The following is a 22,547-nucleotide window of genomic DNA, read 5'->3' as shown; positions in this document are numbered from 1 at the left end:
GGGAGGAGCCGGTCGAGGGTGGCACAATGTGCCCGTGGCCCGCATTCTCGTGATCGACAACTATGACTCGTTCGTCTACAACATCGTCCAGTACCTGCAGCAGCTCGGCGCCGACGTCGAGGTGTGGCGCAATGACGACGAACGGTTCGCGTCCCAGGACTGGTTCGGGCCCTACGACGGGGTGCTGATCTCGCCCGGCCCCGGCACCCCGGAGGCCGCGGGGGTGTGCGTCGACGTGGTGCGCCGCCTCGCCGGCGTGCGGCCGCTGTTCGGGGTGTGCCTCGGCCTGCAGGCCATGGCCGTGGCGTACGGGGGTGTGGTGGACCGTGCCCCCGAGCAGCTGCACGGCAAGGTCTCCGACGTCTTCCACGACGGGGCGGGCGTGTTCCGCGGTCTGCCGTCGCCCGTCTCCACGACCCGCTATCACTCCCTCGCGCTGGTGGAGTCGACCCTGCCCGAGGAGCTGGAGGTGACGGCGCGTACCGAGTCGGGCGTCGTCATGGCCGTGCGCCACCGGACCGACCTCGTCGAGGCCGTCCAGTTCCATCCCGAGTCGGTGCTCACCGTCGGCGGCTACCAGATGCTCGCCAACTGGCTCGCCGACTGTGGGGACGAAGATGCCCCCGGCAGGGCCGAGGGCATGTCTCCGTTGATGGCTGCGCACCTGGCCTGACGGCTCAGGGGGTCGCGCTCTCCGTCGGCGTCGGCTCCTCCGCCGGTGCCTCCGCGATGCGGATCGTGATCGGCGTCTCGCGCGACATCGTCGTGTTCTCCTTGGGGTTCTGCTCGAAGACCACGCCGGCGGGCTGCGCGTCGGTGACGACCGTCTCCACCTCGACCTCGAAGCCGGCGTCCTGCGCGGTCTCCCGGGCCTTGTCCTCCGTCATGCCCTCGAGGCCGGGCACGGTGGACTGTCCGGTGGCCAGGACGAGCGTGATCGTCGACGTCACCGGGATTTCGCCGGTGGGCGTCGCCTCCACCACCTGGCCGGCCGCGAGGTCGATGGGCTCGGTGGCCGGATTGGCGTTGGTCACGGAGATGTTGTTGTTGTCGAAGCCGGCGGCGACGAGCTCGTCGCGGGCCTCCTGCTCGGTCATCCCGCGGAGGTTCTCGGGGACGGTCGCGGTGGCGGGTTCGGCCGGGGCCTCGTACTCGTACAGGGAGATCGTGACCTCGCTGCCCCGTTCGGCTTGCGTGCCGGCTTCGGGGTCGGTGCCGGCCACCTGGCCGTTGTTCTCCGCGGTGCCCTCGGTGGGCCCACCCAGCACGGGGACGAAGCCCGCGTTGCGCAGCGTGCTCTCGGCGAGCGCCTGGCCCATGCCGGTCACGCTCGGGACAGCCTCCATCTCCGGGCTCGGTGACTCCGATGGCGACGGGGACGGCGATTCGGAGGCGACGCTCGGAGTCGGTGACGGCGATGGGCCGGGCTCGGCGCTGTTGTCGTTGAACAGCAGGAAGAGGGCGACGATGAGGCCGATCAGGAGCAGGCCGCCGAGCACCGAGATCGTGATGATCGCTCCGCGGTTGCGTCGCTCCTCGACCGGCTCGTCCGCCACGACCTCGGGCGTGTTGCCCGCGCCCGCGGTGATGGGGGAGGCGGCGATGGCGCCAGCCGCCCCGCCCACGGCCGCGGGGATCGCGGCACGCCGGGCGGTGGTGGTGATGGGGTCGGTGGCGATGACCTGGGTCGGCGCGTCACCCACCGGGGGCAGCCCGGCATGGACGGGCTTGTTGTCGAGCGCGCGGAGGATGTCATCGCGGAACTCGGTGGCGTCCTGGTATCGGTCCCGGGGATCCTTCGCGAGCGCCTTCATGACGATCGCGTCCATGTCGGAGGTGATCTCCGGGTCGCGCTCCGACGGGCGGACCGGCGTCTCGCGCACGTGCTGGTAGGCGACGGAGACCGGTGAGTCGCCCTTGAAGGGGGGTTCGGAGACGAGCAGTTCGTAGAGGAGGCAGCCGACGGCGTAGAGGTCGGAGCGGTTGTCGACCTTCTCGCCGCGGGCCTGCTCGGGGGAGAGGTACTGGGCGGTGCCGATGACGGCGGCCGTCTGGGTCATCGTCGCCGACGTGTCCGCCACGGCGCGGGCGATCCCGAAGTCCATCACCTTCACCGTGCCCGGGGGCGTGAACATGACGTTGGCAGGCTTGATGTCGCGGTGGATGATGCCCGCGCGGTGGCTGTAGGCCAGCGCGTCGAGGACGCCGGCGGTGAACTCCAGCGCCTTCTCGGGGACGATCTTCCGGCCGCCGCGCAGCACCTCGCGCAGCGTGACGCCCTCGATCAACTCCATCACGATGAACGGCACCATGACGTCGGAGTTGGGGTCCTTCTCCTCGCCCGTGTCGTAGACGGCGACGATGTTGGGATGGTTGAGGCCGGCCGAGGCCTGCGCCTCGCGACGGAAGCGCGCCTGGAACGTGGGGTCGCTTGCGAGGTCGAGTCGCAACCGCTTCACCGCAACGTCCCGCTGCAGGCGCGTGTCGCGGGCTCGCCACACCTCGGCCATGCCGCCCCTGCCGATCACCTGATCGAGCTCGTAGCGGCCGCCGAGCAGGGTTCCTCGCTCAGTCATCGCTCCCTTTCCTTTCCAACAGTCAACCATCTTGGCAAACTCGCGCCACAGAAACTCATTGCTATCTCACTGCCTGCATGACCGCACGGAAGATCGGCGCCGCCAGTCGGCCGCCCGAGATGTCGTCCCGGGCCACGCCGGCGTCCTCCACGAACACCGCGATGGCCACCTTGGGATCCTTCGCGTAGCCCACGAACCAGGCGTAGTTCGGCCGGCTCGGATCCGACTGCGCCGTGCCGGTCTTGCCGCCCAGGGTGAGCCCGTCGATCCGCGCGGCGCGCCCGGTGCCCTCGCTCACCGTCGTCTCCATCATCTGCTGCAGCTGGCGGGCGGTGGCCTCCGACACCGGCCGGGACAGTTCCTCGGGCCGCGTGCTGCTGATGACCTGCAGGTCGGGCGTGGTGACGTGGTCGACGAGGTAGGGCCGCATCATGCGCCCGTCGTTGGCGATGGCTGCGGTGACCTGCGCCATCTGCAGCGGCGAGGCGGCGACCTCGTACTGACCGATGGCGCTCAGCGCCGTCTGGGCCTCGTCGGCCTCGGTCGGGTAGCGCGACGCCGCGGCCTGGATGTCGATCTGCGGCTCCTGGTTGAACCCGAAGCGCTCCGCCATGTCGAGCATCACGTCGGCGCCGAGGTCGAGCCCCAGCTGCCCGAAGGCGGTGTTGCACGACGTGGCCAGCGCCCGTTCCAGCGTGGTCTCCTCGCCGCCGCAGTTGGTGGAGTTGCCCATCGAGTGGCTGGAGTTCGGCAGCCGCAGCGACGCCGGCGACGGGATGACGCTGTCGGGCTGGATCCCGTTCTCCACGGCGGCGGCCGCGGTGATGATCTTGAAGGTGGACCCGGGCGGGTATACCTCGCGGGTGGCGCGGTTCTTGAGGGGCTCGTCCTCCGCGTTGAGCAGTTCGTCCCAGGCCTCGATCTCGTCGTTGGTGTTGAGCGTGGAGAGCCGGTTCGGGTCGTAGCTGGGGGTGGAGGCCAGCGCGAGGATCTCGCCGGTCTCGTAGTTCATCGCGACGACGGCGCCGCGGGAGTCGCCGAGGGCGTTCATGGCCGCGCGTTGCGCGCCGGGGTGGAGGGTCGTGGACAGGTTGGCGCCCGAGCTCTCGCGTCCGGTGAACACGTCGACGATCCGGTTGAACGTCTGGCGGGAGGCGGTGCCGGCGAGCTCGGAGGAGTACTCCCGCTCCAGCCCGGAGACGCCGTGGATGCGGGTGAACCAGCCGGTCACCGGCGCCCACACCTCGCCTTCGGGGTAGTTGCGCACGTACGGCACGGTCGCGTTGCCGGAGGGCTCGCTGATGGCGATGGCCTCGTTGCCGACGAGGATCGCGCCCCGGTCGCGGGCGAACTCGGCGTCGCGGACCCGGCGGTTGAGCGGGTTCTCGTTCAGCGGCTCCTGCCGGACTGCGGTGAAGAAGGTGAGGTTGAGCAGCAGCGCCGCCATCATGAGGGCGACGAGGATGCTCACCTTGCGCAGGGGCCCGTTCATCGCTCGATCAACTCCGTCGAGTGGTCCTCGAGCTCCGCCCGGGTGGTGGGCGTGGCCGTCGCCGCCTGGGGCATGCGGGCCCGGTGGGAGACGACCATGAGGATCGCGACGAGGATCCAGTTGCTCACCATGGCCGAGCCGCCCTGGCTCATGAACGGTGTCGTGAGGCCGGTCAGCGGCAGCAACCGCGTGACGCCGCCGACGATGGCGAAGACCTGGAGCGCGAGCACGAAGCTCAGCCCTCCCGCGAGGAGCTTGCCGAACCCGTCTGGGCAGACGAGCGCGGCCTTCAACCCGCGCGAGAAGATGATCGCGTACACGAGCACCACGGCCATGAGGCCGAGGATGCCCAGTTCCTCGCCGATCGAGGCGGCGATGAAGTCGCTGTGGGGCAGCGGCGTCAGGGTGGGGCGCCCCATGCCCCAGCCCTTGCCGAAGAGGCCGCCCCAGGCCATGCCGAACTGGCCCTGGATGACCTGCCAGTTGTTGTCGACGTCCGCGAACGGGTCGAGCCAGGAGTTGACGCGGGTGGAGACGTGCGGCGTCAGGTAGTAGGCGGCCACGCCCGCGACGAGGAAGAGCAGGAACGCGAGGATCGGCCAGAACTTGCGCTGGGTGGCGATGTAGATCATCACCGTGAACAGCCCGAACACAAGCAGCGACATGCCCAGGTCGCGCTGGAAGACCATGACCATGAGCGCGATGCCCCACATGATGGCGATCGGGATGAAGTCGCGGGCGCGCGGGAGGCGCACTCCGAGGATCTTGTTGCCGGCCAGCGCCAGCACGTCGCGCTTCTCGTAGAAGTACGCGGCGAACGCGATCGCGAGCGTGATCTTCGCGATCTCGGCGGGCTGGAAGCTGAACCCGAACACGCTGATCCAGATGCGGGCGCCGTTGATGGTGGCGCCGATCGGGGTGAGCGGCAGCACCAGCAGCACGAAGCTGAAGATGAACAGCAGGTACGGGAACCGCTGGAGGCGGCGGTGGTCGGGCAGGATGAAGGCGACGAGGACGAGCAGCCCCGCGCCGAGCGCCGTCCAGACGAACTGCATGTTCGCGTCGCTGAGCTGGTAGCTCTCGTCGAGGCGGGCCAGCATGGCGAGGCCGAGCCCGTTGAGCAGGAACACCCCGGGGAGGATGACGGGGTCGGCGTACGGCAGGCGGACGCGGATCGCCAGGTGCACCACCAGCCCGAGCCCGAACCAGAGGCCGGCGACGACCGCCCAGCCGTCGGGCACGGCGTTGTACATGTTGAGGTGCGTGAGGATCCAGCCGCCGTAGCCGAACGCCTGCGCGAAGAGCAGCAGCGCGAGTTCGACGTTCCGGCGGCGCCGGTAGACGATGACGTCGCCGGAGACCTCTGGCTGTACCGAGACGCTCATCAGCAGCTCTCGGGGTCGGCTTCCGCGGTGGCGGTGGGAGTCATGGGCGCGAGTTGCGTCGGGTAGCCGGGCTCGACGTTCTCCAGCGGCGGGGTGCCGGGCGCGGCGGGGAGGCCGGGGATCGTCGCGCTGGCGGTGGGCGTGGGGGAGACGGAAGGCTCGGCCGGCTTGAGGCGTTCCTCACGGACGGCGCGGCACCGGTCCGCGATCACGCGAAGTTCCTGCGTCGTCGCGCGCGCGGCCTCGAGGTTCGCGACGCCGATGGTGTTGTTGACGGCCCTCTGGTGGAAGGCGGGGAGGTCGGCCACCAGGATGTCGGTGCCCTCGGTCATGGCGTTGAGGGGATAACCGAGGATGTTGCCCGGGAGCCCGTTGTAGATGGCGACCTGTCCCGACTCTGCGGCGATGAAGTAGCGGGATTGCGCGTAGGAGCTGATTCCCCAGGCGCCGGCACCGATGACGAGCGCGATGGCGACCAGCGCGATCAGGACGCCGGGCCAGCGGTGCGGCTGCTCCTTCGGTGCGTAGCGGGCGGCCTCCTCGGGCTCCTGGTCGGTGGCGACCACTTCGGGAGGTGACGGCGACTCCGGGTAGCCGGTGGGCTTGCCGGCCTTCGCCGCCAACGCGCCCACGACGGGGATCTCCACCTCGGTGGCCGAACCGTACAGCGCCCCCGCGCGGGCATCGAGCGCGTCGTCCTGGGCGACGACCTCGCCCACCACCAGCGTGATGTTGTCGTGGCCGCCCGCCAGGTTCGCCATGCGGGCCAGGCGCTGGATCGCCTCGTCGAGGTCCTCGTGGCTGGCGAGCACGTCGCGGATCTTCCAGTCCGGCACCAGCCCGGAGAGGCCGTCGGAGCAGAAGAGGACGCGGTCGCCCTCCTGCAGCTCCAGGGTCATGAGGTCTGGCTCGAACAGTTCCTGCCCGTTGAGGACCCGGAGGATGAGCGAGCGGTGCGGATGGGTGGCGGCCTGCTCGGGGGTGATCTTGCCCTCGTCGATCAGCGATTGCACCCACGAGTGGTCGTGGGTGAACTGGGTGAGTTCCCCGTCGCGGAGCAGGTAGCCGCGGGAGTCCCCGATGTGGCCGACGGCCATCTCGCGCCCGTTGAAGATGCCCCCGCAGAAGGTGGTGCCCATCCCGTCGATGGTGAGGTCCTCCTCGACGAGCTCGCCCAGCCGGCCGTTGGCGCGGGTGATGATGCCCGCGATGGCCTCGAGCATCTCGTCGGCGTCCTCGAACCGGCGGTCCGACTTGCTGGCCTCGGTGGCGGCCACGGCGGACGCAAGGTCACCGGCGGCGGCACCGCCCATGCCGTCGCAGACGAGGAGCATCGTGGGGGACGCGTAGGCGGCGTCCTGGTTGTTCTTGCGGATGCGGCCCACCTCCGAGTGCGCCGCGTAACGGAGGGAGTACATCACACCTCCAGCCGCATCAGGGTCCGCCCGATGCGGATGACGTCACCCACGGTCGCCGGGAGCGGGTCGGACTCGACGCGCTTGCCGTTGACGAAGGTGCCGTTGGTGGACTGCAGGTCCTTGACGAGCCACGTCTCCTGGTCTGTCTGCACCAGCTGTGCGTGGCGCGCGGAGGCGAACTCGTCGTCCAGCACGAGGGTGGAGTCGGCGGACCGGCCGAGGTTGATCGTCGGCTGGACCGGCACGGCGGTGCCCTGTTGGGGGCCGTTCGTGATCGCGAAGCGGGTGGGCACGTGGCTCAGCCGGTGGTTGTCGGGGCGTCCCCGGTCCGCGGGGACGGCGGCCAGCGACGAGGCCGGCACCCGCTTGCCGAACATGTCGGTGCGGATGACGGACGCGAGGAACAGGATGAAGAGCCAGACCAGCGCGAGGAAGACGATCTTGATCGTCGAGACGATGAGTTCCGACACGCGGTCACATCTCCGTCGGCGCGTGCACCAACATGCGCGTGTTGCCGAGTTCGATGCGAGAACCCTCCCGGAGCGCGGTCTTGCTCACTTTCATTCCGTTGACGACGATGCCGTTGGTGGACCCGAGGTCCTCGATGGTGACGACGGGGCGGTCAGGGCTCCCGGCCACCGTGATCAGCGCGTGGCGACGCGAGACGCCGGGGTCGTTCAGGCGGAGGTCGGCGTCGGCGCCGCGGCCGACGACGAGGCCGGGCGGCACCAGCGGGTGGCGCACGCCGTGCACCTCGAGCACCAGGCGGCCGCCCTCCTGCGGTCGGCTCTCGGTCTTGCCCTCGACCGCCTCGCTCTTGATGGTGAACTGCCCGGTGGGCAGGGACGTCTTGAGTTCGTACTCGATGGAGATGGGCCCGTTGAAGACGTAGCTCTGCTCGGCGGCGTGCTCGCGGATGCCGGGGAGGATCTCCGCGTTCAGCGTGCGGGCGTACGGGTAGAGGCGGTCGTAGTCGTGCTGGGAGAGGCCCACGAGGAAGTGGTTGGGGACGAGCTTCTTGCCCTTGCTCAGCAGCCGGGCCTCGGCGTCGAGCTCGCGCTGGATGCCAGCGGCGATCTCGACGGGTTGCACGTCGCCCTTGAACGCGCGCGCGAACACTTTACCCACGACGGAATCGATCTTCCGCTCGGCCTTGTCGAACACGCCCATCGATCCTCCTCTCGCCGCCTCCGACACGAAATCCGCCGTCAGTCTACCCAGATCGGCCGTGTGAGCCATCCCGGCGGGCGCATATGGCCACACGTCCCGGGAATGCTTATTACTTCAGCAGGCGCGACATGCGCCGATCGGCGAGCAGTTTGCCGCCGGTCTGGCAGCCGGGACAGTACTGCAGCGAGGAATCCGCGAACGACACCTGGGCGATCGTCGAGCCGCAGACCGGGCACGCCTCGCCCCCCCGGCCGTGCACGCGCATCGTGCTGCGCTTCCCGTCCTTCAATTCCGACGGGGGCAGCCCGTCGGCCGCTTCCATCGCGCCCCCGAGCACCTCTCGGACCACACGGTGCAGGTGCGCCACGCCCTCGTCATCCAGGCTTGACGCCGGCGTGAACGGGCTGAGCCGGGCGGCGTGCAGGATCTCGTCGGAGTAGGCGTTGCCGATACCCGCGAGCACCTTCTGGTCGCGCAGCACGCCCTTCAGTTGGGCGCGGCCCGCGTCGTGGAGGATGGCGGCGAACCGGTCGACGGTGAAGTCCTCGGCGAGCGGGTCGGGGCCGAGGGCGGCGATGCCGGGCACCTGCTGCGGGTCCTCCACGACGTAGATCGCGAGCCGTTTCTGCGTGCCCGCCTCGGTGAGGGTGAAGCCGCTGCCGTCATCCATGGCGATCCGCAGCGCGGCCGGCGACTTGCCGGGACGGGCGGGGGTGGAGGGGACCTCGTCGTGCCAGGTCAGCCAGCCTGCGCGGGCGAGGTGGAAGATGAGGTGGACGCCCTGCGCGTCGATGTCGACGAACTTGCCGTGGTGGCCGACGCCGGACACGTCGAGCCCCTGCAGCGCCTCCAGCGGCGGGTCGAACGTCTTCAGCGCCGCGAAGGTCAGCAGCGTCCCGCTGGCGATGGCCTTGCCGGTCAGGTGCGCGTCGAGGAAGCGGGAGAGGCCGTGGATCTCGGGAGTCTCGGGCATGGAGCGAGTCTCGCACGCGGGCGGCGCGCGGGGGCCGCCCACCGGGTCACCAGGTGTCGCGGGACCAGGGCAGGTCGGACATCGAGTCCGCGAAGGCCCGCAGGATCTCCTGCGCCCCCTCCAGCGCGCTCAGCTCCTCTGTGGCCAGCGCGGCCTCCACCTCGGCCGCCGCGGCGCGCACCTTCGGGGAGGTGCGCAGCGCCTCCTCGAGCTCCCCGCGGACCATGTTCCACAGCCAGTCGCGCTGCTGGGCCAGGCGTCGCTCGCGCAGCACCCCGGCGGACTCGAGTTCCTCCCGGTGGTGCACGACGGCGTCCCACACCGCGTCGAGTCCCTCGCCGGTGTAGCTGGAGCAGGTGAGCACCGGCGCGCGCCGGCGGTCCTCCTCCGACGTGACGAGCTTCAGCGCGATGCTGAGCTCCCGGGCCGCGACCCTGGCCGCGCCCGCGTTGTCGCCGTCGGCCTTCGTCACCGCGATGACGTCCGCGAGTTCGAGGATGCCGCGCTTGATGCCCTGCAACTGGTCGCCGGTGCGGGCCACCTGCAGCATGAGGAACGTGTCGACCATCCCGGAGACTGCCACTTCGGACTGGCCGACGCCCACCGTCTCGACCAGCACGACGTCGTAGCCCGCGGCCTCGAGGACCAGCATCGACTCGCGGGTGGCGCGCGCGACCCCGCCGAGGTGGCCGCCGGAGGGCGAGGGCCGGACGAAGGCGTCGTCCAGCGCGGCGAACTCGCCCATCCGGGTGCGGTCGCCCAGGATGGAGCCGCCGGTGCGCGACGAGCTGGGGTCGATGGCGAGCACGGCCACCCGGTGGTGCCGCTCCTGGATCAGCTTCACGCCCATGGCGTTGATGAACGTGGACTTGCCGGCGCCGGGCACCCCGGAGATGCCGACGCGGAACGCGCGGCCGGTGTCCGGGGCGAGGGCCCTCAGCAGTTCGTGGGCCTGGCGGCGGTGCTCCGGCCTGCTCGACTCCACCAGCGTGATCGCGCGGGCGATGTGGCCGCGGGAACCCTCGCGGATCTTCACGGCAAGCTCATCGACCGACATTCTGCGCACGTAGCTCACCTTAGTCACCGGCCTCACCGCCAGAGCCGCACCCCTTCGGTACCCGCCGCCGTGGTTTTGGAGGTTGCTGAAAAAACCCAAGACAGATGCGTATCGCGGGGTCTATAGTGCGAGACATCAGAGACGTTTCATGGGGGGAACGACGATGTTTGCTGACCGCATTTTTGGTGCGCGCAGGGGGATGAACCGGGGGGTTCGACGGGGGCTAATGGCTTTCGTGACCGCCCTGACCCTGTTGTTCATGGGGGCCGGTGGGCCCGCCATAGCGCAAGATCTGGAAGACGTAACTACTACTGAAGTCTCCGCGCTCGCCACTGATGGCGAAGCGGTGGAGGACGCTGCCGAGGAGACCCCGGCAGCGGTACCCGAGGAGCCCGCACCGGTGGTGGAAGAACCCGCACCGGTCGTCGAGGAGGAGCCCGCTCCGGTCGTCGAGGAGGAGCCCGCTCCGGTCGTCGAGGAGGAGCCCGCTCCGGTCGTGGAGGAACCCGCCCCGGTGGTGGAGGAACCCGCTCCGGTGGTGGAGGAACCCGCGGCGCCGGTGGCCAAGCCGGCCGCGGCTCCCGCGAAACAGCCGGTGGTCGAGGCTGCGGCCGAGCCGGAGCCGGTGCTGATCGCCCCGATGGCGGTCGACCCGAGCTTCTGGCCCTACGACTACGAGACCATCGTGGACGGACTGAACTCGGCCGGCAACGACGCGTCGGTCTTCGCCCAGGGTTCCAAGGAGAACAACTTGGGCTCGTGGGTCCTGGCCGCGCCTTCGCCGACCGGTGCGGGGGACGTCATCAACGGCTACGTCGGTGCCGCGTACGAGGGCGGCGACCCGATCCTCTACGTCGGCTTCGATCGGCTGACCGCCAACGGCAGCGTCGGATACTTCCTCGAACTCAACCAGGAACCGAACACCACGAACGGCAACGGGGCACCGATCCCGAATCGCACCGAGGGCGACCTGAGGTTCGTGTTCCCGGCGCTGAACGACAAGTTCAGTGTTCCCACGGTCCAGGTCTGGACCGGGTCCGGCTGGAGCGCGCCCATCAGCGTTGACTACGACTTCCAGTTCTCCTCGGATGGTCAGACCGCCGAGTTCAAGTTCAACGTCGAGGACCTGCTGGGCGGCTCCGGCGAGTTCGAGTGCAGCGATTTCGCGTTCAACTCGTTCTTCCTCCGCTCCGGCGCATCGGGCTCCTCCGACAGCTCCGAGCTGAAGGACTACGTCACCGGCCCGATCAACGTCGACTTCTGCGCGGACCTGCGCATCGAGAAGCGCGACGAGCGCGGCAACCTCATCGGGGGCGCCACCTTCGAGATCACGCCCGACCCGTACACGGGTTCCACCACGGCGCTCACCGTCGTGGACAACGAGGCGCCCGACGCCGATGACCGGGCCGGGATCATCCTCCTCGAGGACATCGAGCCGGGGACCTACACCGTCACCGAGACGGTCGCGCCCAGCGGGTACCTGCTGCCCGCCGACCGGGACGACACCATCTCCGTCGACGTGGGTGGCACCGCGACCTTCGTCTTCGCGGATCCGATGATCTGGGCCGCGCCGTCGATCACGAAGACCGTGGTCGGCACCTATGGCGCCGAGTACCTCTGGCAGATCGACAAGAAGGCCAACGGCGAGGACGGCATCTCCGAGGTCATCCGCGCGGGCGAGTCCTACGACGTCGACTACTCCGTCGCCGTGGAGTTCCTCGAGCGCACCACCAGCGACTACGCGCTCGGCGGCGTCATCACCATCGACAACCCGAACGACTACGCCATGGACGTGAGCCTCGCCGACGTGCTCGACAGCGGCCACGAGTGCACCATCGCGGGCGGCACGGAGGTGACCCTCGATCCCGGGGAGTCCACCTTCGCCTACACCTGCGTGGACGGGGAGCTCGGCGACGTCCCGCTCTCCGGCACCAACCAGGCCTCGCTGACCTACAGCAACGCCGACTACCCGTCGGTGCAGGCCCACGTCGACGACCCGGCGACCGCGGGGGACACCACGGTGTCCACCGACCCGACGGCCTACGAGTTCGTCGCGACGGACACCAACCGCACAGTGACCGTGACCGACCAGTTCACCGGCGAGGAGCCGGTCACGCTGGGCACCGTCACCGCCAATCCCGGTGCGGGCGGGACGATCACCCTCGCGGTGACCGCCGACGGCGACTACACCGTCGACGGGAACATCGTCACCTTCGACGCGGGGTCGCGCACCATCACGCCGGAGCCCGGCTCCTGCACGGTGCTGACCAACACCGCACGGATCATCGATCTCTCGGACACCGTCGAGGTCGAGATCTGCGCGGATGCGGACCTGACGATCGCCAAGACGGTCATGGGCTCCTACGACCTCACGCACGACTGGTCGATCACCAAGACCGTCGATCCGACGCAGACCAACCTGCGCAACGAGACCGGCGCGACGCTCGACTACCAGGTCGTCGTCTCCTACGACGGGTCCACCACCAGCCGCTTCGTGGTCTCCGGTGACATCACCATCGACAACCCGAACGACTGGGACAAGGACTACAGCGTCACCGACGTGTTCGCAGGCGTCGCCTGCACCGTCGTGGGAGCCACCGGCACCGTGCCCGCGAACGACAGCGTCACGCTGTCCTACCAGTGCATCCTGCCGATGAGCTTCGACCCGTCCGACTCGGACGCCAACGTCGCGGAGGTCACCTTCGAGGTGGCCGGCGAGACCGAGGTCGTCGCGAGTGACCCCGCCACCGTCGAATGGGTGGTGGACGAGTTCCACAACCCGGTGACGATCACGGACACGTTCGAGTCCGATGCTCCGGTCACGCTGGCCACGATCAGTGTGGGCGCCGACGGGACGCTCACCGCGTCCGAGGGCGTGGTGGACGGCTCCACGGTGACGTTCGACTACTCGAAGGACGTCGACGGCGTCTACGGGGAGTGCGTGACGTTCGACAACACCGCTCGAGTCGTGGACGGCGAGGTCGTGCTCGATTCGGATGACGCCTCCAGCGAGGTGTGCGCCGAGGCCGACCTCGTGGTGACCAAGACCGTCGCCGGGTCCTACGACCTCACCCACAACTGGTCCATCGACAAGACCGTGGACCCGACGCAGACCAACCTGCGCAACGAGACGGGCACCACGCTCGACTACCAGGTGGTCGTCACGCACGACGGGGTCACGCTGAGCGACTTCCTCGTGTCGGGCCAGATCACGATCGAGAACCCGAACAACTCCGAGAGCGACTACTCCGTGAGCGACGTGTTCGCCGGCGTGGAGTGCGACGTCGAGGATGCGACGGGCACGATCGCGGCGGGCGGCTCGGTGGTCCTCGACTACACCTGCACGGTGCCGGCCGACTTCGCCCCGGGCGAGGCCGACGAGAACGTCGCCACGGTGTCGTTCGACGTGTTCGGCGAGACCGACACGGTCACCAGCGCGCCGGCCACTGTCGAGTGGGTGGTGGACGAGTTCCACAACCCGGTGACGATCACCGACACCTTCGAGTCCGATGCCCCGGTCACCCTCGCCACGATCAGTGTGGGCGCCGACGGGACGCTCACCGCGTCCGAGGGCGTGGTGGACGGCTCCACGGTGACGTTCGACTACTCGAAGGACGTCAATGGCGTCTACGGCGAGTGCGTGGCGTTCGACAACACCGCTCGTGTGGTCGACGGTGAGGTGGTGCTCGACTCCGACGACGCCTCCAGCGAGGTGTGTGCCGAGGCCGACCTGGTGGTGACCAAGACGGTGGCGGGGTCGTACGACCTCACCCACAACTGGTCCATCGACAAGACGGTCGACCCGGAGAGCACCGATCTCGAGAACGAGACCGGCGCCACGCTGGACTACCAGGTGGTCGTCACGCACGACGGGGTCACGCTGAGCGACTTCCTCGTGTCGGGCCAGATCACGATCGAGAACCCGAACGCAGCGGCGCGGAGCTACACCGTCGCCGACACGTTCGCCGGCGTGGACTGCTCGATCGCGGAGGCGACGGGAACAATTCCGGCCGGCGGCTCGGTGGTCCTCGACTACGACTGCATGATCCCCGAGGGCTTCGAGCCCAGTGACGCGGACCAGAACGTCGCGGTCGTGCTGTTCGACGTGTTCGGCGAGACCGAGATGGTCACCAGCGCCCCGGCGACGGTGGCGTGGGACGTGGACGAGTTCCACAACCCGGTGACGATCACCGACACGTCCGGCTCGGAGGAGCCCGTCACGCTCGGCACGATCAGTGTCGGGGACGACGGCACGCTCACCGCGTCCGAGGGCGTGGTGGACGGTTCGACGGTGACGTTCGACTACTCGAAGGACGTCGACGGCGTCCTCGGGGAGTGCGTGACGTTCGACAACACGGCGCGTGTGGTCGACGGCGAGGTCGTGCTCGATTCGGACGACGCCTCCAGCGAGGTGTGCGCCGAGACGGGCCTGACGGTCACCAAGACCGTGGCCGGGTCCTACGACCTGACGCACGACTGGTCCATCGAGAAGACGGTCGACCCGACCGCCACCGAGATCGTCGACGGCAACATGGCCGAGCTCACCTACGACGTGGTCCTCACCTACGAGGGCTTCACGCGCAGCAACTACTCGGTCACCGGCGAGATCACGATCGTCAACGACAACGCCTGGGAGAAGGACTACTCCGTCTCCGACGTGTTCGCGGGCCTCGACTGCGAGGTCACCGACGCCGAGGGCGTGCTGGCGGCCAACAGCTCGGTCACGCTCGACTACAGCTGCGCGGTGCCGTCCGGCTTCGTGCCCGGGGACGACGTCAACGTCGCCTCGGTCGTGAGCACCGGCCTCCTGGGCGATCCCGTCCTGGTGGAGTCCGACCCCGCGGCGGTCGTGTGGGACGTCAGCGAGTTCAACAACCCCGTCAGCGTGGCCGACATGTTCGGCGACGACGAGGCTCGCGACCTCGGCACCGTCAGCGTGGGTGAGGGCGGCGCGCTCAGCGCCGTCTCCGAACTCGACGCGGTCGTGGCCGGCGACACCGTCACCTACACCTACGTCACGCTGGTGGAGGTGCCGCTGGGTGAGTGCCTCACGGTCGTCAACGTCGCACACGTGACCGGCAGCGACGACGTGGTCCTCGACGAGGACGACGCCTCCACCGAGATCTGCGCGGAGGAGGACCTGGTGATCTCCAAGACGGTCGAGGCCGCCGTGGACGTGGAGTACCTGTGGTCGATCGAGAAGGAGGCCGTGAACGCGGACTTCGGTCTCGTCGCGGGCGGCACCACGCTGCGGGCCGAGTACGTCGTCACCGTGACGCCCGAGGGCTACCGGTACACGAGGTCCGAGATGACCGGTGCGATCAGCGTCACCAACCCGAACGCCTACAAGGCGGTCGACGTGTCCGTCAGCGACGTCGTCTCCGACGCCGCGTGGGACTGCACGCTCACGGGCGGTGACGTCACGGTCGAGCCGGGCGCGACCGTCGTGGTCACGTACTCCTGCACCGTCACGGGTGACGCCGATCCGGAAGCGGGCGGCGTGAACACGGCGACGGTCACGTGGGAGTCCGAGGACGGCACGTCCCAGTCGGTCGACTTCGTCGCCGACTACGACGTCACCGTCAACGAGACGAACCGCACGATCCACGTGTCGGACATCTTCAACAACAACGAGAACGCGGTCATCGAACTCGGCACGGCCGAGTGGAACGAGGCGGGCGAGCCCACCGAGTTCCGGTACAGCCGCAACGTCGTGGCGGGCTTCGTGCCCGGCGCGGTGGTGATCGACAACCTGGCGTGGATCGTCGAGACCGATCAGGAGGACGAGGCGACCGTGAGGTTCCGCGTGCCCCCGACGGCGGTCTCGCCGGGACTGCCCTCCACCGGTGCGCCGGGCCCCGTGCCCGCCGCCCCGGCGGCCATGGCGACGCTCCTCGTGGTGCGTCGCGAGGACGAGCTGATGTAGTTCGTCACCCGATCACCCCCTGGAAGGGAGGGGCGCCATCTGGAACCGGTGGCGCCCCCTCCCCTGCAAGGGGGGGGGGGAGAGGAAGAAATGCCCGCCCCCTCGGTTGAGGGAGCGGGCATTCTCTTCGTCGGCGGCTACTCGGCGAGGCGGGCGTTGAGCTTCGTGAGCAGGTCGATCGCGGCTTCGGGGATGTTGGTGCCGGGCGGGTAGATCGCGTCGGCCCCGGACGCCCGGAGCTCCTCGAAGTCCTGCGCCGGGATGACGCCGCCCACGACGATCATCAGGTCCTCGCGGCCCAGCTTGTCCAGCTCCTCCCGCAGCGCCGGCACCAGGGTGAGGTGGCCGGCGGCGAGCGAGGAGACGCCGACGATGTGCACGTCGGACTCGACGGCCTGGCGGGCGACCTCCTCGGGCGTCTGGAACAGCGGGCCGACGTCGACATCCATACCGAGGTCGGCGTAGGCGGTGGCGATCACCTTCTGGCCGCGGTCGTGGCCGTCCTGCCCCATCTTGGCGACGAGGATGCGCGGGCGTCGTCCCTCTCGCGCCTCGAACTCCTCGACGAGCCGGCGGGCGTCGTCGACCTTGTCCGAGGAACCGGTCTCCTTGCGATACACACCACTGATCGTACGGATCTGGGCGGTGTAGCGGTTGAAGACCTTCTCCAGGGCGTCGGAGATCTCCCCGACGGACGCCTTCGCGCGGGCCGCGTCGATGGAGAGCTTGAGGAGGTTGCGCTCCGGGTCGGTCGGGTCGGGGTTGGCGGCCACCCAGGTGAGGCGCTCCAGCGCCGCCTGCGTCGCGGCCTCGTCGCGCTCCGCGCGGAGACGCTCGAGCTTGGCGATCTGCTGCTCGCGGACCGACTTGTTGTCGACCTTGAGCACCTCCAGGTCGTCCTCGTTCTCGAGCTGGTACTTGTTGACGCCGATCACCGGTTGGCGGCCGGAGTCGATGCGGGCCTGGGTGCGGGCGGCCGCCTCCTCGATGCGCATCTTGGGGATGCCGGCCTCGATGGCCTTGGCCATGCCGCCGGCCTCCTCGACCTCGCGGATCCGCTCCCACGCCTTCACGGCCAGCTCGCGGGTCAGCTTCTCGACGTAGGCGGAACCCGCCCAGGGGTCGACGGTCTTCGTCGTGCCCGACTCGTGCTGCAGGAACAGCTGCGTGTTGCGGGCGATGCGGGCGGAGAAGTCGGTGGGCAGGGCGATGGCCTCGTCGAGCGCGTTCGTGTGCAGCGACTGGGTGTGGCCCTGCGTGGCGGCCATGGCCTCCATGCAGGTGCGGACGACGTTGTTGTAGACGTCCTGCGCGGTCAGCGACCAACCCGAGGTCTGCGAGTGGGTCCGCAGGCTCATCGACTTGGGGTTCTTCGGCCCGAACTCCTTCACGAGCTTCGCCCACAGCATGCGCGCGGCGCGCATCTTGGCGACCTCCATGTAGAAGTTCATGCCCACCGCCCAGAAGAACGACAGGCGCGGCGCGAACTGGTCGACGTTCAGCCCCACCGATTCGCCGGCGCGGATGTACTCGACGCCGTCGGCCAGCGTGTAGGCCATCTCGATGTCGGCCGTCGCGCCCGCCTCCTGCATGTGGTAGCCGGAGATCGAGATCGAGTTGAACTTCGGCATGTTCGCGCTCGTGAACGCGAAGATGTCCGCGATGATCCGCATCGACGGCGCCGGCGGGTAGATGTAGGTGTTGCGGACCATGAACTCCTTGAGGATGTCGTTCTGGATGGTCCCCGCGAGCTGGTCGTAGCGCACGCCCTGCTCCTCGGCCGCGACGACGTAGAGCGCCAGCACGGGCAGCACGGCGCCGTTCATCGTCATCGACACCGACATCTGGTCGAGCGGGATGCCGTCGAACAGCTGCCGCATGTCCAGGATGGAGTCGACGGCCACGCCCGCCATGCCGACGTCGCCGGCCACCCGGGGGTGGTCGGAGTCGTAGCCGCGGTGGGTGGCGAGGTCGAACGCGATCGACAGGCCCTTCTGGCCGGCCGCGAGGTTGCGGCGGTAGAACGCGTTCGACTCCTCGGCGGTGGAGAAGCCCGCGTACTGGCGGATGGTCCACGGCTGGTTGACGTACATGGTGGCGTAGGGGCCGCGCAGGAACGGCGGGATGCCCGGCCGCGTGTCCAGGAAGTCGAGGCCGGCGAGGTCCTCGTCACCGAACAGCGGCGGGACGAGGATGTGCTCGGGGGTCTGCCAGCCGTGCGAGTAGCCGGAGGCGCCGAGGATCTCGTCGAAGCGGTGGTGGTCCTTGCTCGGCGCCGACTGGCCGAGCTCGACGTCGGAGAAGCGGGGGAAGTTCACTTGCTGGCTCCCATCAGGTCCAGGGTGGAGCGGAGGAGCTCCACGACGTTCATGCCGTCGAAGACGTTGCCGTCGATGGCGCCCTGCGTGTCCTCCACGCCGAGCTCCTTGATCTGGCCGGCGAGGAGCACCTGCCGGGCGCCCACCTCCTTGAGCGCGCGGGCCACGGCGAGCCCCTGCTTCTCGTACCAGGCGCTGTTGGAGCACAGGACCGCCACGGTGGCGCCCGTCTCGGCCAGCTGGCGGGCGAAGTCGCTCGCGTGCTCGCCTTCCGCGACCACCGTCTCGATGCCGGCCACCTGGAACAGGTTCGAGGTGAAGCCCTCGCGGGCGCCGAAGTCGCGGCGCTGGCCGAGGCACGCGAGCAGCACCTTGGGCGGGTTGCCGGCGGCGCGGGCCTCGTCGGAGCGGTCCCGGAGGTCCTCGAAGACCTGCGCGTCGCGGACGACCTGCAGCCCGCCGAGCGCGGGTGCCTCGGGCCGAGCCTTGGCGGGGATGCGCTTCTCGGTCGGGTTGGGGAACATCGACACACCGGTGAGCGGCAGCTTCCGCGTCGCGAGCAGCTGGGCCCGGACACGGTTGAGCTCCTCGAGCTGCGCGGCGATGGTGCCGTCGGCGAGCGCGCTGGCGAAGCCGGCCGCGTCGAGGGACTGGAACACCTCCCAGGCCTTCTCGGCGAGCTGCGCGGTCATCGACTCGACGTAGAAGGAGCCGCCGGCCGGGTCGTTGACGCGGCCGATGTTGGACTCCTCGCCGAGCAGGATCTGCACGTTGCGGGCGATGCGGCGGGAGAAGTCGCTGGGCAGGCCCACCACGGTGTCGAACGGCAGCACCGTCTGCACCTCGGCGCCGCCCGCGGAGACGGCGAACGTCGAGATCGTGGTGCGCAGGATGTTGACGTATGCGTCGTCGCGGCTCAGCTGCCGCAGCGACGTGACCGCGTGCTGGAGCGCACCGCGGTGCTCCTCCGATACGCCTACGACCTCACCGACGCGGTTCCACAGGGTGCGCAGCGCGCGCAGCCGGGAGATCGTGAGGAACTGCTCGGTGGTCGCCGACACCCGGAACAGGATCTGGTCGAACGCCTCGTCGACGCCGAGGCCGGCACCCACGAGCGCGCGGACGTACTCGACGCCCACCGCGACGGCGTACGCCAGCTCGTGGACGTCGCCGGCGCCGGCGTTGTGGAAGATGGTCGCGTCCACGACGATCGGCCGCAGCCCCGGGAAGGGGCGGGCGAGCTCGACGGCCTCGGCGAGCACGGACAGGTCCGCGTCGGTGCCGGCCAGCGCAGCCGCGCCGATCGGGTCGACGCCGAGGTTGCCCCTGATCGCCGCGGCGTCGCCCTTGGCGAGCACGTCGACGAGAGCGCGCGCCGCCTCGAGCTGCTGCGTGCGGGAGGTCAGGTACACGGGCGCGAGGTCCACCATCACGCCCTCCAGCGCGGTGGCGAGGTCGCCTACCGCGATCGCGTCCGGATCGACGCGGAGGTAGACGGCGGTGCCGCCGCGTTCGAGGTCGGCCAGGATGGCCGCCTTGGTCGTGGCGACGTCACCGTCCTCGTGCAGCTGCGCGATCTGCCAGGCGCCCTCCATCTCGCCGGTGCGGACGGTGGCGCCGCGTGTGAACGGCGCCACGCCCGGGTGGCCGAGCTCGGCCGCCCCGTCCTCGCGGGTGTAGAGGGGCTTGATCGTCAGCCCGTCGACCGTGGTGCTGGTCAGGCGCTGGTACGCCTGCTCCACACCGAGTTGCTTGCCTTCGGGCCGCCCACGGTTCAGCACCTTCAGTACTTCGCGCTCCCAGTCCTCTTGGGTCGGGGTGGCGAAGTCTGCAGCCAGGTTGAAGCCCTGCGTCTCAGCGCTCATAACTCTCCATCCAGGGTCCCGGGGCGTCTTACTACCCCATGTGCAAAACCCTAGTCCAGCGACTTTCCAGCCGGACCGCCGGGGTGCAATTGGTTCGGCCAATTGCGGCGGACGAGAGTGACCGGTGTCAGCCCTCCGCGGCGGCGCGCGCAGCCCGGGGGAGCGCATCGACGATGCGGGCCAGGGCGGCCTCGTCGTGCGCCGAGGAGAGGAACCACGCCTCGAAGGCCGAGGGCGGCAGGGAGACGTGCTGGTCGAGCATCGCGTGGAAGAAGCGGCGGAACGCGTCGGTGTCCTGCGCCTTCGCGTCCTCGTAGTTGCGCACCGGCTCGTCGCGGAAGAACACCGAGAAGAGATTGCCCGCGGCCTGCACGACGTGCGGCACCGAGGCGGCGGTCAGAGCGTCGGTGACGGCGGCCTGGACCTCGGCCGAGACGCGGTCGACGTGGGCGTACACGTCGGCGTCGGCCAGCGTGAGGGTGGCGATGCCGGCCGCGGTGGCGAGCGGGTTCCCCGACAGCGTCCCGGCCTGGTACACCGGGCCGACGGGGGCGAGCAGCTGCATGATCTCGGCCCGGCCGGCGAGCGCCGCGAGCGGCATCCCGCCGCCGACGACCTTGCCGAACGTGACGAGGTCGGGGTCGGTGCCCTCCTCGATGCCGAGCCAGCCGCCGGGGCCGACGCGGAAGCCGGTGAGCACCTCGTCGACGATGAGCAGCGCCCCGTGCTCGCGGGTGAGGCGACGCAGTTCGGCGTTGAAGCCCTCGGCGGGCGGCACGACCCCCATGTTGGCGGGGACGGACTCCGTGATGACGCAGGCGATCTGCTCGCCCGCCTCCTTGAAGACGCGGGCGAGCGCCTCGGCGTCGTTGTACTCCACGACGATGGTGTCCGCGGCCGCGGCCGCGGTGACCCCGGCCGAGCCGGGCAACCCCTGGGTGGCGACGCCGGAGCCGGCGGCGGCGAGCAGCGCGTCGGAGTGGCCGTGGTAGCAGCCGGCGAACTTCACGATCTTGTCGCGCCCGGTGGCGCCGCGGGCGAGCCGGATGGCGGTCATCGTCGCCTCGGTGCCCGTGGAGACGAACCGCACCTGCTGCGCCATCGGCACGCGGCCGCGGATCAGCTCGGCGAGCTCCACCTCGGCCCGCGTCGGGGCGCCGAACGAGAGCCCCCGCTTCGCGGCCTCGCGGACCGCCTCGACGACGCCGGGGTGGGCGTGGCCGAGCAGCGCCGGCCCCCAGGAGCAGACGAGGTCGACGTAGCCGACGCCGTTGACGTCGAAGACCTGCGCGCCGTGCGCCTCACCGACGAACACCGGGGTGCCGCCGACGGAGCCGAAGGCGCGCACCGGCGACGAGACGCCGCCAGGGATGATCTCCTTCGCGCGGGCGAACAGCTGGTCCGTGTCGATCACTTGAGCCATGAGGCCATCTCCAATCCCCAGTAGGTGAGCACGATGTCGGCGCCCGCGCGGACGATCGCAGTGACGGACTCCTCGATCGCGCGCTCGCGGTCGATCCAGCCCCGTTGCGCGGCGGCCTCGATCATCGCGTACTCGCCGGAGACCTGGTAGGCGGCGACGGGCACGTCGGAGATCGCGGCGACGTCGGCGAGGACGTCGAGGTAGTAGCCGGCGGGCTTGACCATGACCATGTCGGCGCCCTCGGCGAGGTCGAGCTCGGCCTCGCGCAGGCCCTCGCGGCGGTTGGCGGGGTCCTGCTGGTAGGTGCGGCGGTCGCCCTGGAGCGTGGAGTCGACGGCCTCGCGGAAGGGGCCGTAGAAGGAGGAGGCGTACTTGGCGGCGTAGGCGAGGATGGCGACGTCGGTGAAGCCGTCGCCGTCGAGGCCGGCGCGGATGGCCTCCACCTGCCCGTCCATCATCCCGGAGGGGGCGACGACGTGGGCGCCCGCGCGTGCCTGCGCCAGCGCCATCGAGACGTAGGCCGGCAGCGTCGCGTCGTTGTCCACCTCGCCGTCGACGAGGAAGCCGCAGTGCCCGTGCGAGGTGAACTCGTCGAGGCACGTGTCCGCCATGACGACGGTGTCGTCGCCGACGGCGTCGACCGCGGCGGCGATGCCGCGCTGCAGGATGCCGTCCTCGGCCCAGGCCTGGGTGCCCTCGTCGTCCTTGTCGGCGGGGTCGGGGACGCCGAAGAGCATGATGCCGCCGAGGCCCGCGCGGGCCACGTCCTCGGCCACGCGACGGATGCCGTCGACGGTGTGCCGGCGGACCCCGGGCATGGAGGAGATGTCGCCCTCGTCCTCGGCCACGAACACCGGGAGCACGAGCTGCGACGGGCGGACCGCCACCTCGCGCACGAGGCGGCGCATGGCCGGCGTGCGCCGCAGCCTGCGGGGTCGCATGGG

14 protein-coding genes are annotated in these 22,547 nt (G+C 69.8%); 2 read left to right on the top strand and 12 right to left on the bottom strand.

Going from position 1 to position 22,547, the window contains the following annotated elements; genetic code table 11:
* Window positions 1-34: 34 nt before the first annotated feature.
* Window positions 35-673 carry an aminodeoxychorismate/anthranilate synthase component II gene (locus BLR46_RS00590; RefSeq protein WP_245701419.1) on the top strand — a complete coding sequence of 213 codons (639 nt, stop codon included), beginning with the start codon at window positions 35-37 and terminating at the stop codon, window positions 671-673.
* Between the two features lie 4 nt (window positions 674-677).
* Here the strand turns inward: BLR46_RS00590 and pknB are convergent, their stop codons facing one another.
* From pknB to meaB, 8 genes are all read right to left on the bottom strand, one after another.
* Window positions 678-2,576: a Stk1 family PASTA domain-containing Ser/Thr kinase gene (gene pknB, locus BLR46_RS00585; protein ID WP_093247936.1), complete on the bottom strand. Its 1,899-nt coding sequence runs from the start codon at window positions 2,574-2,576 to the stop codon at window positions 678-680.
* Window positions 2,577-2,637: 61 nt separating this feature from the next.
* Window positions 2,638-4,068: a peptidoglycan D,D-transpeptidase FtsI family protein gene (locus tag BLR46_RS00580; RefSeq protein ID WP_093247935.1), complete on the bottom strand. Its 1,431-nt coding sequence runs from the start codon at window positions 4,066-4,068 to the stop codon at window positions 2,638-2,640.
* Entirely contained in the window at window positions 4,065-5,453 is a 1,389-nt protein-coding gene (locus BLR46_RS00575) for an FtsW/RodA/SpoVE family cell cycle protein (RefSeq protein WP_176761598.1), read from the bottom strand. Before BLR46_RS00575 ends, BLR46_RS00580 begins: the two co-directional genes overlap by 4 nt.
* A complete protein-coding gene (locus BLR46_RS00570) occupies window positions 5,453-6,871 on the bottom strand; it encodes a PP2C family protein-serine/threonine phosphatase (RefSeq protein WP_093247931.1) in 1,419 nt (472 codons plus the stop codon). The genes BLR46_RS00575 and BLR46_RS00570 overlap by 1 nt, the downstream gene beginning before the upstream one ends.
* Window positions 6,871-7,341 carry an FHA domain-containing protein FhaB/FipA gene (locus BLR46_RS00565; protein ID WP_093247930.1) on the bottom strand — a complete coding sequence of 157 codons (471 nt, stop codon included), beginning with the start codon at window positions 7,339-7,341 and terminating at the stop codon, window positions 6,871-6,873. The genes BLR46_RS00570 and BLR46_RS00565 overlap by 1 nt, the downstream gene beginning before the upstream one ends.
* Window positions 7,342-7,345: 4 nt before the next feature.
* A complete protein-coding gene (locus BLR46_RS00560) occupies window positions 7,346-8,041 on the bottom strand; it encodes an FHA domain-containing protein (protein WP_093247928.1) in 696 nt (231 codons plus the stop codon).
* A gap of 109 nt (window positions 8,042-8,150) precedes the next feature.
* Window positions 8,151-9,014 carry an Fpg/Nei family DNA glycosylase gene (locus BLR46_RS00555; protein ID WP_093247926.1) on the bottom strand — a complete coding sequence of 288 codons (864 nt, stop codon included), beginning with the start codon at window positions 9,012-9,014 and terminating at the stop codon, window positions 8,151-8,153.
* Between the two features lie 46 nt (window positions 9,015-9,060).
* Window positions 9,061-10,071: a methylmalonyl Co-A mutase-associated GTPase MeaB gene (gene meaB, locus BLR46_RS00550; protein ID WP_093247924.1), complete on the bottom strand. Its 1,011-nt coding sequence runs from the start codon at window positions 10,069-10,071 to the stop codon at window positions 9,061-9,063.
* A gap of 235 nt (window positions 10,072-10,306) precedes the next feature.
* Between meaB and BLR46_RS00545 the strand changes: the two genes are divergently transcribed.
* Window positions 10,307-15,997 (top strand): prealbumin-like fold domain-containing protein, encoded by a 5,691-nt coding sequence (locus BLR46_RS00545; RefSeq protein WP_143008151.1) that lies wholly within the window; start codon window positions 10,307-10,309, stop codon window positions 15,995-15,997.
* A 137-nt stretch (window positions 15,998-16,134) separates the two neighbouring features.
* Here the strand turns inward: BLR46_RS00545 and scpA are convergent, their stop codons facing one another.
* From scpA to hemB, 4 genes are all read right to left on the bottom strand, one after another.
* Window positions 16,135-18,315, bottom strand: coding sequence for a methylmalonyl-CoA mutase (gene scpA / locus BLR46_RS00540; protein ID WP_093247919.1), 2,181 nt, complete (start codon window positions 18,313-18,315; stop codon window positions 16,135-16,137).
* Window positions 18,312-20,180, bottom strand: a complete 1,869-nt coding sequence (gene mutA / locus BLR46_RS00535; protein WP_093247917.1) for a methylmalonyl-CoA mutase small subunit — start codon at window positions 20,178-20,180, stop codon at window positions 18,312-18,314. Before mutA ends, scpA begins: the two co-directional genes overlap by 4 nt.
* A gap of 127 nt (window positions 20,181-20,307) precedes the next feature.
* Window positions 20,308-21,594 (bottom strand): glutamate-1-semialdehyde 2,1-aminomutase, encoded by a 1,287-nt coding sequence (gene hemL, locus BLR46_RS00530; protein ID WP_425441375.1) that lies wholly within the window; start codon window positions 21,592-21,594, stop codon window positions 20,308-20,310.
* Window positions 21,591-22,511, bottom strand: coding sequence for a porphobilinogen synthase (gene hemB / locus BLR46_RS00525; RefSeq protein ID WP_245701493.1), 921 nt, complete (start codon window positions 22,509-22,511; stop codon window positions 21,591-21,593). Before hemB ends, hemL begins: the two co-directional genes overlap by 4 nt.
* Window positions 22,512-22,547 lie beyond the last annotated feature (36 nt).

The sequence above is a fragment of the Tessaracoccus oleiagri genome (assembly GCF_900103275.1).
In the GTDB taxonomy this organism is placed as follows: Bacteria; Actinomycetota; Actinomycetes; order Propionibacteriales; family Propionibacteriaceae; genus Arachnia; species Arachnia oleiagri.
Note: the sequence above shows the minus strand (reverse complement) of the source record. Positions and strands in the feature narration are given on the sequence as shown.

Bases quoted from the DNA above. Each gene is read 5' to 3' on its own strand.
- BLR46_RS00560 (WP_093247928.1), bottom strand. From the start codon at position 8,041: ATGGGCGTGTTCGACAAGGCCGAGCGGAAGATCGATTCCGTCGTGGGT.
- BLR46_RS00555 (WP_093247926.1), bottom strand. From the start codon at position 9,014: ATGCCCGAGACTCCCGAGATCCACGGCCTCTCCCGCTTCCTCGACGCG.
- pknB (WP_093247936.1), bottom strand. From the start codon at position 2,576: ATGACTGAGCGAGGAACCCTGCTCGGCGGCCGCTACGAGCTCGATCAG.
- BLR46_RS00580 (WP_093247935.1), bottom strand. From the start codon at position 4,068: ATGAACGGGCCCCTGCGCAAGGTGAGCATCCTCGTCGCCCTCATGATG.
- mutA (WP_093247917.1), bottom strand. From the start codon at position 20,180: ATGAGCGCTGAGACGCAGGGCTTCAACCTGGCTGCAGACTTCGCCACC.
- hemB (WP_245701493.1), bottom strand. From the start codon at position 22,511: ATGCGCCGCCTCGTGCGCGAGGTGGCGGTCCGCCCGTCGCAGCTCGTG.
- BLR46_RS00575 (WP_176761598.1), bottom strand. From the start codon at position 5,453: ATGAGCGTCTCGGTACAGCCAGAGGTCTCCGGCGACGTCATCGTCTAC.
- BLR46_RS00570 (WP_093247931.1), bottom strand. From the start codon at position 6,871: ATGTACTCCCTCCGTTACGCGGCGCACTCGGAGGTGGGCCGCATCCGC.
- meaB (WP_093247924.1), bottom strand. From the start codon at position 10,071: ATGTCGGTCGATGAGCTTGCCGTGAAGATCCGCGAGGGTTCCCGCGGC.